9 protein-coding genes are annotated in these 14027 nt (G+C 33.5%); 1 reads left to right on the top strand and 8 read right to left on the bottom strand.

Annotated features, from left to right (window positions below; genetic code table 11):
• Position 1 precedes the first annotated feature (1 nt).
• The 8 genes from ileS to gdhA all read right to left on the bottom strand — a co-directional run bounded on the left by ileS (position 2) and on the right by gdhA (position 12910).
• Positions 2-3463 (bottom strand): isoleucine--tRNA ligase, encoded by a 3462-nt coding sequence (gene ileS, locus AC4PRO_RS03640; protein ID WP_492116354.1) that lies wholly within the window; start codon positions 3461-3463, stop codon positions 2-4.
• 138 nt (positions 3464-3601) lie between these two features.
• Complete coding sequence (locus tag AC4PRO_RS03635) at positions 3602-3805, bottom strand: helix-turn-helix transcriptional regulator (RefSeq protein WP_074720595.1); 204 nt, start codon at positions 3803-3805, stop codon at positions 3602-3604.
• On the bottom strand, positions 3795-4256 hold the full coding sequence (locus AC4PRO_RS03630; protein ID WP_492116353.1) for a hypothetical protein: 462 nt from the start codon (positions 4254-4256) through the stop codon (positions 3795-3797). The genes AC4PRO_RS03635 and AC4PRO_RS03630 overlap by 11 nt, the downstream gene beginning before the upstream one ends.
• Positions 4257-4435: 179 nt before the next feature.
• Entirely contained in the window at positions 4436-6331 is a 1896-nt protein-coding gene (locus AC4PRO_RS03625; protein ID WP_492116352.1) for a hypothetical protein, read from the bottom strand.
• 57 nt (positions 6332-6388) lie between these two features.
• Complete coding sequence (locus AC4PRO_RS03620) at positions 6389-8287, bottom strand: outer membrane protein assembly factor BamB family protein (protein WP_492116351.1); 1899 nt, start codon at positions 8285-8287, stop codon at positions 6389-6391.
• 127 nt (positions 8288-8414) lie between these two features.
• Entirely contained in the window at positions 8415-9128 is a 714-nt protein-coding gene (recO, locus tag AC4PRO_RS03615) for a DNA repair protein RecO (RefSeq protein WP_074720590.1), read from the bottom strand.
• Positions 9129-9141: 13 nt separating this feature from the next.
• Entirely contained in the window at positions 9142-11430 is a 2289-nt protein-coding gene (gene porZ, locus AC4PRO_RS03610; RefSeq protein WP_492116350.1) for a type IX secretion system anionic LPS delivery protein PorZ, read from the bottom strand.
• A 136-nt stretch (positions 11431-11566) separates the two neighbouring features.
• The gene (gene gdhA, locus AC4PRO_RS03605) at positions 11567-12910 is read right to left on the bottom strand and encodes an NADP-specific glutamate dehydrogenase (protein ID WP_492116349.1); all 1344 of its coding nucleotides are present in this window, start codon (positions 12908-12910) and stop codon (positions 11567-11569) included.
• A gap of 277 nt (positions 12911-13187) precedes the next feature.
• Between gdhA and AC4PRO_RS03600 the strand changes: the two genes are divergently transcribed.
• Positions 13188-13994, top strand: a complete 807-nt coding sequence (locus AC4PRO_RS03600; protein ID WP_074720583.1) for a THC0290_0291 family protein — start codon at positions 13188-13190, stop codon at positions 13992-13994.
• Positions 13995-14027: the final 33 nt, after the last annotated feature.

Here is a 14027-nt window from a genome sequence, read left to right as displayed (position 1 = left end):
TCTATTTATTTGTAATTACTATTTTTGTTTTTATCTCGTCAAATTCTATTTCAATCCCATGATTCATATTATCTACAAAAACTAATTCTTCTGTTAGTGTTTCTGATTTAATATAGTCCACATTCCCTTTTACTGCCTCTTCCAGAGTATCATTTTTTTGCAAATGTACTTTGATTTTATCCGTCACTTCAAATCCTGAATCCTTCCTGATATTTTGAATTCTGTTGACTAACTCTCTTGCAATTCCTTCTTTCTTCAATTCCGGAGAAATAACAATATCAAGTGCGACCGTTATTCCGTTAGAGTTAGCAACCAACCATCCTTCAATATCTTGGGATGAAATCTCTACCTCTTCTATTGTTAAAGTTATGCTTTTTCCTCCAATAACAAGCTCTAAGGCTCCATTACTCTCCAATTGATTGATTTTTTCAGCAGAAAAACCTTGTATCTCTTTAGCAATCAGACCCATGTCTTTTCCAAAACGAGGTCCTAGTGTCTTGAAATTTGGCTTAATTTGCTTCACTAAAACTCCAGAGGCATCATCTAAAAATAAGATTTCTTTCACATTTACCTCCGCTTTTATAAGGTCGGAAACTGCTTCAATTTCAAGCCTTTGCGTCTCGTCAAGCACTGGAATCATTATCTTTTGCAAAGGTTGACGTACTTTAATCATTTCCTTTTTTCGAAGTGATAAAACCAATGACGAGATCGTCTGTGCTTTCTGCATTTTACTCTCTAACAATTTATTAACAAAGTTTTCAACGTGTTTTGGAAACTCTGCCAAATGTACACTGTCAAATTTTTCTGACTGTGTTGCTAAAGTTAAGTCTCTGTAAAGCTTATCCATAAAGAAAGGCGCAATAGGCGCTCCTAATTTACTTATTGTCAATAAACAGGTATATAACGTTTGGTAAGCTGCAATTTTATCCTGTGCATATTCCCCTTTCCAGAAACGTCTTCTACACAAACGAACGTACCAGTTACTTAAATTTTCCTGAACGAAATCAGAAATGGCACGAGCTGCTTTTGTAGGCTCATAATCGGCATAAAAACTATCTACATCTTTTATCAATGTATTCAATTCTGAAATAATCCATTGATCAATTTCAGGTCGTTCCTTTAACGGAATTTCAGCTTCCTCATATTTAAATCCGTCGATGTTAGCATACAAACTAAAGAACGAATACGTATTGTATAAGGTTCCAAAGAATTTTCTGCGAACCTCAGCGATTCCCTCAAGATCAAATTTTAAATTGTCCCAAGGATTTGCATTCGATATCATGTACCATCTTGTGGCATCCGGACCATACTCCGCTAACGTATCAAAAGGATCTGCTGCATTTCCTAAACGTTTAGACATTTTCTGTCCGTTTTTATCTAAGACTAATCCATTTGAAACTACATTTTTATAGGCTACTTTATCAAAAACCAAGGTCGCGATTGCATGTAAAGTATAAAACCATCCACGGGTTTGATCCACACCTTCAGCAATGAAATCAGCCGGGAAATCTTTATTCTCGTCAATTTTATCTTTATTTTCAAAAGGATAATGCCATTGTGCATAAGGCATAGATCCACTATCAAACCAAACGTCAATCAAATCCGCTTCGCGCGTCATTGGTTTTCCCGAAGCAGAAACTAAGGTGATTTCATCGACTACATTTTTATGCAAATCAATTAAATCATAATTGCTCTCATCCATGTTTCCAATTTCGAATCCTTTGAAAGGGTTCTCTTTTTGGAATCCGGCCTGGATTGACTTTTCTATTTCGTTATATAGTTCTCCTACTGAACCTATTAGAATTTCTTCCTGTTTGTCTTCTGTTCTCCAGATTGGCAATGGGATTCCCCAGAACCTAGAACGGGATAAATTCCAGTCATTGGCATTTTTTATCCAGTTTCCAAAACGTCCTTCTCCTGTCGATTTAGGCTTCCAGTTAATCGTTTCGTTCAAGTCAAACATTCTGTCTCTTACCTCAGTGATTTTTATAAACCAAGAGTCAAGCGGATAGTATAAAATTGGTTTGTCCGTTCTCCAACAATGCGGATAACTGTGGACATATTTCTCTACTTTAAATGCTTTATTTTCTTCTTTTAAACGAATTGCAAGCTCGACATCAATAGAACGATCTGGCGCTTCACCATCTTCATAATATTCGTTTTTCACATATTTACCAGCATATTCGCCCATGTGTGAAGTGAATTTTCCTTGTAAATCTACTAATGGCACCGGAGTTCCACTTTCGTCCAAAACCAACAATGGCGGAATTTCTGGCGTTGCTTCTTTCGCTACTTTTGCATCATCTGCACCAAAGGTTGGTGCGGTATGTACAATTCCTGTTCCGTCCTCGATGGTAACAAAATCTCCTGAAATCACTCTAAAAGCATTTTCTGGGTTTTGATATGGCAATGCGAATGGCAACAATTGCTCGTAACGAATTCCAACTAAATCAGCCCCTCTACATTCTGCAAGGATTTGGTATGGAATTTTTTTATCTCCTTCTTTGAAATTTTCAAAATCAGCAAGGTCTTGACTTTCATAAAATCCTTTCCCGAATTGTTTTCCAACTAAATTCTTAGCCAAAACAACATTGGTTAATGAAAACGTATATTGATTGAAGGTTTTTACTAAAACGTACTCAATTTTTGGACCTACAGTCAAAGCTGTATTTGATGGTAAAGTCCATGGTGTTGTTGTCCAAGCCAAGAAATAAACCTCATCAAGATCTAAAACTGATAATTTATAATGTTGTAAATTTTTTGAACTGATGTAATCATAAAACTTCGAACATAATAATTCTCTTGAAGATTCCAAAACTTTGAACTGCGCCACAACCGTTGTGTCAGTTACATCACGGTAAGAACCTGGCTGATTTACTTCGTGAGAACTTAATCCTGTTCCTGCTTTTGGAGAATAAGGCTGAATGGTGTAGCCTTTGTACATCAAATCTTTATTATAGATTTGTTTAAGCAACCACCAAACCGTTTCCATGTACTTAGGCTTATAAGTTACATATGGATCTTCCATATCAACCCAATACCCCATCTTTTCAGTCAAATCATTCCATACATCAGTATAACGCATGACGGTTTTTTTACAAGCCTCGTTATATTCTTCGATAGAAATAGACTTTCCAATATCTTCTTTTGTAATCCCTAATTCTTTCTCGGTACCTAATTCCACTGGTAATCCGTGAGTATCCCAGCCGGCTTTACGCTTTACTTGGAATCCTTTTTGTGTTTTATATCTACAAAAAATATCTTTGATCGCACGTGCCATTACGTGGTGAATTCCCGGTAATCCATTTGCCGAAGGCGGACCTTCAAAAAATACGAAAGGAGGATTCCCCTCACGTGTAGTTACACTTTTCTCAAATATGTTTTCTTTCTTCCAAAAATCTAGTACTTCTGATGCTACAGTTGGTAAGTCAAGTCCTTTGTATTCAGTAAATTTTGTGCTCATTTTATCCTTTTCTTTAATCGTCGTGCGAAAGTAAGGAATTTTGAATTATTGTACACTAATTTCACTAATTTTCACAAATCTTAGTTTTTAAATTACGAGTAATCTCAGTAATTATCTACAAATTTAAAGCTTGAATCTCTATTTTTCTTCTACTTCTAATTCGAAGAAATCATTGACCGATTTTCCAAATAACTTTGATAGTTTAAGCGCTAATACTGTCGATGGTACAAAACGATTGGTTTCAATTGAATTGATTGTTTGCCTAGACACTCCTATTTTCTGCGCAAGTTCCTCTTGAGTAATATTTAAAATGGCGCGTTCTACTTTTAGTCTATTCTTCATTGTAGGCTTTTTTTAATTTCCTAAAAATAAGAATCTGAATCGATAATAAAACACCTAGAATCGTAAAATCACTAGTCATTTCCATTTTTGGTGCTGACGAAAAAATAAAAACAATGCTGTAATTAATAAAGGGCATTATCATAGCAAATAAAACTCCTACTATAAACGCATAAATATAGGATTGCATACGCAGTTTAATAATTAACTCATCTTCAATTTTTTCTTTGGAAATTGAAATTAAAAGCAAGCCAAAAATCACTCCTGTTTTCGCTATTTTTAAAAGCAAATCTTTAAAACCTATTGTTTCAAAAGAGAAATCTATAATTCCGTTTAAAATTAATGAAATGATAAACAATACCAAACCAACAATTTTAAATTTATTAGGTAATAGATAGTTAGTAGTTTTATCAATCTTTTCCATATCTTCTTGTGCTTGTGATTTGAATTCCATTAAGTTAATTAGTTAAAGTTTGCTTTCCCTAAAGAACAGTAAACTTGATTAAAAGACAAATATACTTTACTTTATGTACAAAAGCATATCCTTTGAAAAAAAATTTACCCCATCAATGAAAATAACCTTAAATAAAAAAGTCCTAATTGCATTTTTACAATTAAGACTTTCTCATTTACTTATTTAAAACCTCCTGCATAAACTTCTTTCATAAATATTCTATTTGAAAAAACAGGATTTACTTCTACTTTATCTCGATCTTCTTGATAAAAGGTATCTCCATAATAATCTTCAAATTCATAGAGAATTCTATGCGGAATTTTACCATTATTTAAAGCTGTTATTTCTCGATAATCTTGATATACTTTTCTTTCAAATGAATTTCTGTTTCCGTTTTCAAATTCTGTTTTTTCTGATGAAACAATGTTGAATTTCTCTTTATCTATAAAAAAATGATATTCGGTTTTTGGAATTACTCTGTTTTTGGCGTTAACCGTTTTTTCCGTATAGCTCAAATGATAACAGAGTCTTCCGTCGGAAGTTTCATCTGGCAGTAATTCTAACTTATTCCATAAATCAAATCGGAAAGAGGTTAACAAATTAATTGGATCTAGATTATTACTAATTTCCCAGTAATCGGAATTATTTAATTTTACCCATTTTTCTCCCACACTTCTATCTTGATAGCTCCAAGCCTCTGGGCCGTTTATTATTTCGTAATAATTATCAGGCATTTTCTTTCGAAGAAGATAATTTGTTGGTGTTGCCCATTTTTCTTCCGTTTGAGGAACATTGCTTTCTTCAAAATTTAATTTAGAAAGTAAATGAACTTTCCGAATGTTTTTTATAGCTTCATTTCCTCCCAAACCTATAATTATTTTAGCTAATAGCTCTGGATTATTCTGAAAAGCGATTGAATCAAGAATGTTGTTTCTTCGATCGTTAATCAACCCTAAATATTTAGTCCTAGTAATTTTTTCTTGTTCCCAATCGACATCTTGTCTTTCTATTTTTTCAAAGAAAGCTAATCTTGCATCTTCTTTATCTTCTTGAATTTTAAATCCTAATTTCTTCAATTCAGCAAAACGATTGGTATGAGTTCTTACTATATTATCAACAAAATTAGCTTTATTTACACGATCTATAATATCTGTACCTCTCGATGTTTGTTGATCATTTTGAATTAATAAATTAGCATAATAGATCGCCTTCTCTTTATTTTCTATAAGCAAATAAGCGTACGCCAAATTATTGGTTAAAATAAATCTAATATTTGAATTTGCTTCAGACTGCGGATACTTAACAACTAAGCTTTCAAGATACGCTAAATGAGGCGCTAGTAACTTTGCGTCAAATCCTTTTTCAACTGTTATCTGTTCTAACTGAGTGGTGATTTCATTTTGAAAACTAAGCATTTTTGCATATTCTGAATGTTCTTTTGAGGTCATAAATTCAAATTTCTCCTTCGACTCTGTTGTACTATAACTCAATTTATAGTTCAAAAGATATTGAATACGATACATAGAAGCTTCTAAAACTCTCTCTAAGCCCAAATTTTCATCTACATTGCTTTCCCTAATTGTTCTATCCGTATCTTCAATTGCTTTTGTAAGTTGCGATTTTTGAAAATTACCGCTTACCCTGTCAATTTCAGAATTATCAAAATCCTGCGAAAAAATAATTTGATCAATGCATTTAACTTGTACATTAATATTAACCCGATAATTCGAATAAACACTGTATTTCCATTGCTTATTTTCTTTATCATAAGTACTATCCGCTTGGGTGCGGCTGTACTGTGGAAGCGGAATAGTTACATATATTTTTAACCTTCCTTCAGGTTGTTTTAGATAACCGTCAATATTAAAAAATTTCTTTTTGAATTTTATTTCTTCCCCTTTTAATTCCTTATCCACTTGATAAATGGTAGTTTGTGTCAACACATTATCTAAACATGGATATTGTGAATACGCAATTGCTGGTACGTAAAATTTTTTTTTCTTAAAGTTAACTTTTTCTTGTGCATGAGTAATTGAAAGCCCAAAGAAAAGTAAGAATAGTAAAGTTTTCTTCATAATATAAAAAAAAGCCATCAAAAAATGAACTCTGATGGCTTTGTGGGTTATTATTAATTATTTTTTATTGAATATCTGGATAGAGTTATCTAATACATAAAAGATGTTTTGTGTAGCAGGATCTATTTCGTAGATCGGTTTATTATTTTTAAAAATAATTTTATCTACCTCAACACCATCTGATTTTCTGATTTTTACCAGAACTTTTTCACCCGTTTCTGCCTTAGCAAAAATATAAGCGTAATCCCTATTTTGTTTCATTGCATTAAAACGAGAATTAAACTTTTGAGTTACCAGACTCATAGCATTTGCTGCTCCAGCAAGACCTGCAGATGTTGCCATCTTACTTTTATTTTCTTCTCTCAAAACTCCTGTTGACATCTTCCCATTTGAATCTCTATAAGTCATGGTAATTTCACCACCTTGAGCTGCCGAAATGGCCGAAGCTGCTGCGGCAATTTGACTTCCTGCAATAGAAACCCCTTTTAAAAGTCTTCTTCCAGTTTCTCCTGGCTGCTTGTAAAGGTTATGGTATTTTACAGTTCCGTCCAAAGCCACTCCCATAACTTCAACAGGTCCTGAAATTGCAACTCCCCAAGGAAAATTTTCGATACTGTTTAAATCTTGTTCATTTTTGACATTTACCTTTGCAAAAGGCTCCGGTTTGTCATCAATACTTGGGTCAAATTTATAAAGCTCTTCATCGTTGTATACTAAGTAAGAATTAGTAGCTTCATCATATGTAGGTAAAACAGGTCTTTTGTCGTTAAATTTAATATTACGTTTCCATAACTTTACTCCTGTTTTATAATCTACCATGTTACCATAAGTCCCTGTTAGGTACATTACTTTTTCACCTACTCTACCTAGATAAAAAATAGGATCTTCTTTATCATCAGCAATCTCAATGAATTTTTTCCATAGCTTTTGACCATCTTTGTCAATAAGCATCATTTCATTTTCAGCAACATATAAAAAGTCTTGCTCAATAGCAATTACTCTTTTTAAACCATCCCCTCTTGCATCTTTTTTCCAAATTTTATCTCCTGTCTTTAAATCAAAAAAGTTAAAACCACCGTAATGTGCAATCAATAACTTTGTTCCCCAATCTTCTAAATAAACAACTTTTTTTGTTTTTATAGATTCTTCCCAAATACTTTTACCATTTTCAGTGCTTAACACATTTAAATATTCTTTTGAAGACAACATTCCTTTGCTGTTTACAACCACAATGTTTTTATCATTTTGAGTTGGAAAAAACTTAGTATACTCCTCTTCTGCTTTCCAGTTTAAACTTCCAGTTTCTCTATTAAAAGAATATAACTTACCAAATAAAAGATAGTAAATTGTAGCTCCATTCACTCTAGCTATATTAGTGTTATTTGCGGTCTTAAAAGAAAGAGAAAAACTAAATAACGATTTTGCCTTATCAACAACCGTATTCCACTTTAATTTTCCAGTTTTCAAATCAACTAAAGCAATAGCCATGTCTCCTCCACTTTTAAGCGTAAGTAAATATTCGTCTGTTTCAGGAAGAAAATCAGATTGTGTTACCCAAAAAGATTCTTTTGAAGAATTGTAAGCAACTTTACCTGTATCTGTATTAATGATCAAAAACTTTGAATTAATATAAGCCTCAACATAAGGACTTCCAGCCACACTTGTTAAATCACTTTTTTCTTTGAATAAACTTCCGAAATCTGGATCTGACAAAATATCTGCCGCTGTAGTTTTTCCAAAATCATCTTTACCCAAGGTCCAGATTATTTTTTTTGTCTCAGGGTCTACTCCTTTAATAGTACCTCCTTCTTTAAAAACAATAACACCCGTTATTTCGTTTTGAACTAAATCTTGTACATTAGATTCTGTGGTGATTATTTCATCATAGTTTCTCTGGGAAAAACCAGAAAAACTAACTAATAAGACCAAAAGGATTGAAAGTGTAATTTTCTTCATAAATAATTTTTTTTGTAATATGGAGTTAGAATAAGTGTACTATTTCTACTTTTTTAATCATTGAGAAAACAATTATTTTTTTAAGAAATAGGATCGCCCAAATATATATATAAAATTTATATTATTATTAAGAAAAAACCTCTTTTAAAACCTCCAGAGATTTTGGTTTCTTGAAGCCATCAAGATGATGCATATAATAATTAATCAGGATTTTCAACACTAACTGTCTTTCAATGACGTGGAAGATTTTTTGCTCGGTATCAAATCGTAAAGCGATGAGTTTTTTAAACAAATTTGTTTCGTGCTCAGTCAAAGAACTAATGGCGTGAAATGGACTAAAAACACCTTCAGTCATTTCGAAAAAAGGCATGTCAATATCAGAGACATCAGGATAAAAACCCAAATATTTTGTAGCTTCTAGCATTAAAATCAAATGAAAATTGGCCATTTCATCGTGGTTATCTAGCCAAAGCAAGGCCGCTTCTAAAAAATCAAAAAGCGACTCGTTTTTTTCTTCTTCATGGATCGAATGGTGCAAAACTTCAGAAATAAACATCACAATGGTACTTTTATAAATATCAGAGTGTATGGTTTGAAAGGGCGTGCTAATTTTTATTTCTTTAAAGGTCTCCAGAGTTCCCTTATTCTTATGTACCGCTTCTATTTCGAGGATAGTTAAAGGTTGGAAATAGGCGATCTTCTGGTTCGATTTTCGCCCCGAAAAAGCATCCCGAACGAAGTAGGACTTTAATCCATGCGATTGAGTAAAGCATTTTACAATCAAGCTTTTTTCCTGGAATTTTATCGACGAAAGAACTATTGCTTTTGTTTTAACCTGCATTGAAATTTGAAATTTAACGAATAATCATTACTTTTTTAACTTTGGTTTCCACGCCGTCTTGCGCCGATATAAAAATCATGTACACCCCAGAAGCCACCTTGTATTTCCCAAAAGCAGTAGTATCCCATTCCATTGTACCACCTTCTGAAATAGCTTCATACACTAAATTACCGGCAATATCTGTGATTTTTATATTCGCTTTATTGATTAACCCAGCAATTTTCACCGTTCCATCATATTCAGGCCGCACTGGATTTGGATATACATAAGCATTATTTAAATCTTCACTAGCTTTTGTTGCAATGCCTTTGAAAGAAATTAACCCTTTGGCTGTCGCTATAAAAACTTCTCCTGTTGCACTGTTTATATCAATATCATTAATAATATTACTAGGCAAAGGAGAATTATTTATCGTAAAATGATATTTCGTTTCCTGACCGTTTGATGACACCATAAACAAACCGGAATCTGCAGTACCTATCCATTTATTATTTGCACCATCCACTGCAATAGCAGTTATAAATTGCTCATAAAGTAATTCCTGAGCAAGGTTGTCATCTAAAATAATTATAGGATTTGCCGTTAGTTGATCCGCTGTTTGGAAATTCCCCACATTTGACAATACTCGCAGCCCTTTTATAGTCCCTATCCATAGTTGGTTTCTGTTATCTACAGCGACAGCTCTAACATCTGAAGCTGGTAAATTTCCTGTATCAGTACCGATTGTGATTTTTTTGAATGTGTTCGCACTTTCATTAAAACCGACGACACCATCTCTATTTGTTGTCATCCATTTTGTACCGTTTTTATCAATGACCATTCTACCAAAACTATTATCTTCACTAGAATCTAATATATTGTCCATCGAAAAACTCTGCCATTGCCCATTAGTTTTCAAAACTTTTAATCCGTTTTTCACGCGGCTATTCGTCACCCAAAGATCTCCAGATTTATCAAAGGCTGCCCCATTTATTCTAACATCAAAATAATTTAGCCCAGCAAACGTTAATGATTCTAGTCCGCTATTAGTTTGATCATATAAAACAGTAGGTTCGTCCGCTTCTATTTTTAATAATCCAGAGAAGAACGAACTGGCATATACTTCATCCTCTTTATTGGGATTAACAATTATTCTACATATTGATTTAGCTCCTAAAACAGTTTTATACGGGATATTTAGCCATCCTGCCTGGCTAAGCTTACTGATTCCATAACTATCTAAATCATATGGATTATAAGAGACGTCATAATCTCCATAGACTGCCCACAAGGAACTTGAGGTAGTTTGAAAGGCAAATATATTATTTCTGGAAGGCCCCATAGGTGTTGTATTTTCAAAAGAAGCAACCGTGGAGATTGTTGTGGTTAGCAAACCATTTTCTTTTGTTCCAATGTAAATCACATCTTCAATACTTGTGGCACAACTAAAGACAGGATTGTAATCTGGTATTTGATTGTTGTTTATCTGCCGTGTTAAACTCAATTGTTTGTTAAATACATAGATCGAAGTAGCAGTAGTTATAATTAAATCCGTATCATTAGCCCTAGTGTCCACCGCAGGCTGTGGTAATACCATTAATCCAATAAAAGAATTTGTACTTGCGTCATATTTATTTACCGCTCCTGAATTGCTAACCGCAATTAGTTCCGTTCCAAAGGCTTCTATACCAGACCAACTTCCGGCTGTAACTAATTCCCATTGCTTATAGTCATTTAAGTTTTTACTTGAAATTGAAGCACGACGAACGCCATTGTTTGTTGCAGCATAAATAAACCCGTTATTAACGGCAGTTTGCTTCACACTTATTTCTGCACCAGCATCACCAATGAAGTAGGTGTCGCCAAAAAGCATACTGTTTAAATTAAATTGCACAATACCAAAATCACAAGAAATATAGACTATCCCCTCAAACTCCATGAAATGATTCACTTTTTTCATGTTTGCAGGAAGCTGTTTGCTAATAATATCAACTACATTCAGCATTGTACCATCAGCTTCATTAATCACGATCATTAGTCCGTTTTCATAACCAACAAGTGTTTTGTTAAAAACAGTACTGTAATAGATGGAACTTATCGTTTGGCCCGAAAGCCCATCGACTGTATTCGTTGTTTTGATTTGGTTATCAATTGTGTTTTTAGAAAACAAAGCGTTTTCTGAGGCAGCATAAATTGTGGTGGGAGAGACAGAAATATCCTTAATCTCATTGTATGAAAAATAGCCTTGCCACAACAAATTGTTTTGGGAAAAACCTATTTGTGTCAGTAGAAAAATCAGAAAGCTAAAAAATATTTTTTTCATTATAGAGGATACTTATACTTCACAAATATAACACAAACGAAAGTATTCGGTTTTTGTTTGAATCAAAAAAAATGCCTTCTACCCAATCCCGAAGTATCGAGATGGTAGAAGGCATTTAATTTATTTAAAAAAAGATTTATACCACTCCTTGAGCAAGCATAGCGTCAGCTACTTTTACAAATCCAGCAATGTTAGCTCCTTTTACGTAGTCAACATATCCATTTTTATCAGAACCATATTTCACACATGAAGCGTGAATAGCAAGCATAATTCCTTTTAATTTTTCATCTACTTCCTCAGAAGTCCAACTCAATCTTAACGAGTTTTGAGACATTTCTAAACCTGAAGTAGCAACTCCTCCTGCATTAGATGCTTTTCCTGGAGCAAATAACAATTTAGCCTTCTGAAACACTAAAACAGCCTCTGGTGTTGTAGGCATATTAGCTCCTTCAGCCACACAAATACATCCGTTAGCTACTAAAGATTTAGCTTCCTCTTCGTTCAATTCGTTTTGAGTCGCACAAGGTAATGCAATATCACATTTTACTTCCCAAGGACGTTTCCCTGCGAAATACTTAGCGTTTGGATATTTAGTAACATAATCACTAATTCTTCCTCTCAATTCATTTTTAATCTCCATTACGTGTGCTAGTTTCTCTCCATCGATACCGTCAACATCGTAGATGTATCCAGCCGAATCCGACATAGTTACTACTTTACCACCTAATTGAGTTGCTTTTTCAGTAGCATATTGCGCAACGTTTCCAGAACCAGAAACAACAACTGTTTTACCTGCAAAACTATTTCCTTTAGTTTCTAACATACTTTGTGCAAAATAAACTGCTCCGTATCCTGTAGCTTCAGGTCTGATTAATGAACCTCCGAAAGAAATTCCTTTACCAGTTAAAACCCCTGTAAATTCATTTCTTAGTCTTTTATATTGACCAAACATAAATCCAACTTCTCTTCCTCCAACACCGATATCCCCAGCAGGTACATCTGTGTTTGCTCCAATATGTTTAGACAATTCAGTCATGAAACTTTGGCAAAAACGCATTACTTCATTATCTGATTTTCCTTTTGGATCAAAATCAGCACCACCTTTTCCACCACCCATTGGCAATGTAGTTAAGCTGTTTTTAAAAGTTTGTTCGAAAGCCAAGAACTTCAAGATACTTAAATTCACAGAAGGGTGAAAACGAAGACCTCCCTTATATGGTCCGATAGCAGAGTTCATTTGAATACGATATCCTCTGTTTACTTGAGTAGCTCCTTTATCATCAATCCAAGCTACACGAAACATAATAATTCGGTCAGACTCAACCATTCTTTCCAAAAGCATTTTGTTTTGGTATTTTTTATTTTCTTCAATGAAAGGAATTACTGTTTCAGCAACTTCTAAAACTGCCTGCAAAAATTCTGGCTCGTTTGGGTTTTTTTTAGTAACCTCTTCAATAAAAGTAGTAATACTTTGTGACATGATTCTTAGATTATTAACGTTTAAGAAAACGTTTTCGTTAGTGCGTACAAAGATACGAGTTCTGAGAATATTTCTTAATAATATTTAACTATATCTTGGCGAATTATCTTTTTACCAATCATTCCTTAAAAAATTAGGATTTGACGTTGTGCTTTATTGAAAAACGTTGTGCTTTTCTTAAGCATTTCAGCTTTTAATTATTTATTTTAAAATTTATTTTAAATGGATGAATGATGTTTTTTATATATTTGTCAGTACTTGAAATTTCAACAAAAAAATGCTCAAACACCTCGCTATCTTTTTATTTGTTTTATTTGGCTTGTCATTTAATGCAAATGCACAATCACAATATGGTCTTGCGCATGAAATTGGTATTATAGCTGGTCCAGTTGAGTTACGATCTGACTATGGGGCAAGAAATAGTTCTACAAATAACTTTAATAATTCTGGTTTCGGAATTGGAATTGTCCACTTTTTAAACTTCTCATACAACCAAAGAGCCTTTAGTGAAGACACTTATTTCAAAGAGCATTTCAAAGTGCGAACAGAAATATCTTACAGCAAGTCCAATTTAGAAAATAAAGGAAAATATGTTGAAGGTGACCCAAACTCACTTGCTGTTCAACAACTAAAAGGCATGTATGGTTCTACCCAACTTTTAAACTTTGGAATGCAATTAGAATATAACTTAAAAAACATCCATGCTTTTGAAAGAAGCTACAGTAGCTTTTCTCCATTTGTTAGCTTTGGAGGTCAAATTAGTGGCTATACCACCAAAGCAAATTCAACACTTGGAATATTAGGTACAACAGCAGCGACATTTCCTAAATACTTAACCCCATCTGCTGGCCGGCCTTACGGATTTTCTAGCGAAAAAGGAACTACACTCTCTGTAGTAAGCAGTATTGGAACAAGATACAAACTAAGTCCGCTACAAGATTTAATGATTGATTTACGACTTCAATATTTTGATTCCGATTGGATTGACGGTCTTAACCCTAACAGAAAAATATATACTGAAAATAAAACAAATGATTGGTTGCTCTGGCTTAACGTAGGTTATATCTACTACCTTTCTGACTAATTTCTGATTGAAAATAAAAAAAAAGTCCCAAAC

The organism is Flavobacterium sp. DW-iso2, assembly GCF_058725285.1.
This window is presented reverse-complemented; position numbering and strand designations above follow the sequence as displayed.

Bases quoted from the DNA above. Each gene is read 5' to 3' on its own strand.
- AC4PRO_RS03630 (WP_492116353.1), bottom strand. From the start codon at position 4,256: ATGGAATTCAAATCACAAGCACAAGAAGATATGGAAAAGATTGATAAA.
- ileS (WP_492116354.1), bottom strand. From the start codon at position 3,463: ATGAGCACAAAATTTACTGAATACAAAGGACTTGACTTACCAACTGTA.
- gdhA (WP_492116349.1), bottom strand. From the start codon at position 12,910: ATGTCACAAAGTATTACTACTTTTATTGAAGAGGTTACTAAAAAAAAC.
- porZ (WP_492116350.1), bottom strand. From the start codon at position 11,430: ATGAAAAAAATATTTTTTAGCTTTCTGATTTTTCTACTGACACAAATA.
- AC4PRO_RS03635 (WP_074720595.1), bottom strand. From the start codon at position 3,805: ATGAAGAATAGACTAAAAGTAGAACGCGCCATTTTAAATATTACTCAA.
- AC4PRO_RS03600 (WP_074720583.1), top strand. From the start codon at position 13,188: ATGCTCAAACACCTCGCTATCTTTTTATTTGTTTTATTTGGCTTGTCA.
- AC4PRO_RS03620 (WP_492116351.1), bottom strand. From the start codon at position 8,287: ATGAAGAAAATTACACTTTCAATCCTTTTGGTCTTATTAGTTAGTTTT.
- AC4PRO_RS03625 (WP_492116352.1), bottom strand. From the start codon at position 6,331: ATGAAGAAAACTTTACTATTCTTACTTTTCTTTGGGCTTTCAATTACT.
- recO (WP_074720590.1), bottom strand. From the start codon at position 9,128: ATGCAGGTTAAAACAAAAGCAATAGTTCTTTCGTCGATAAAATTCCAG.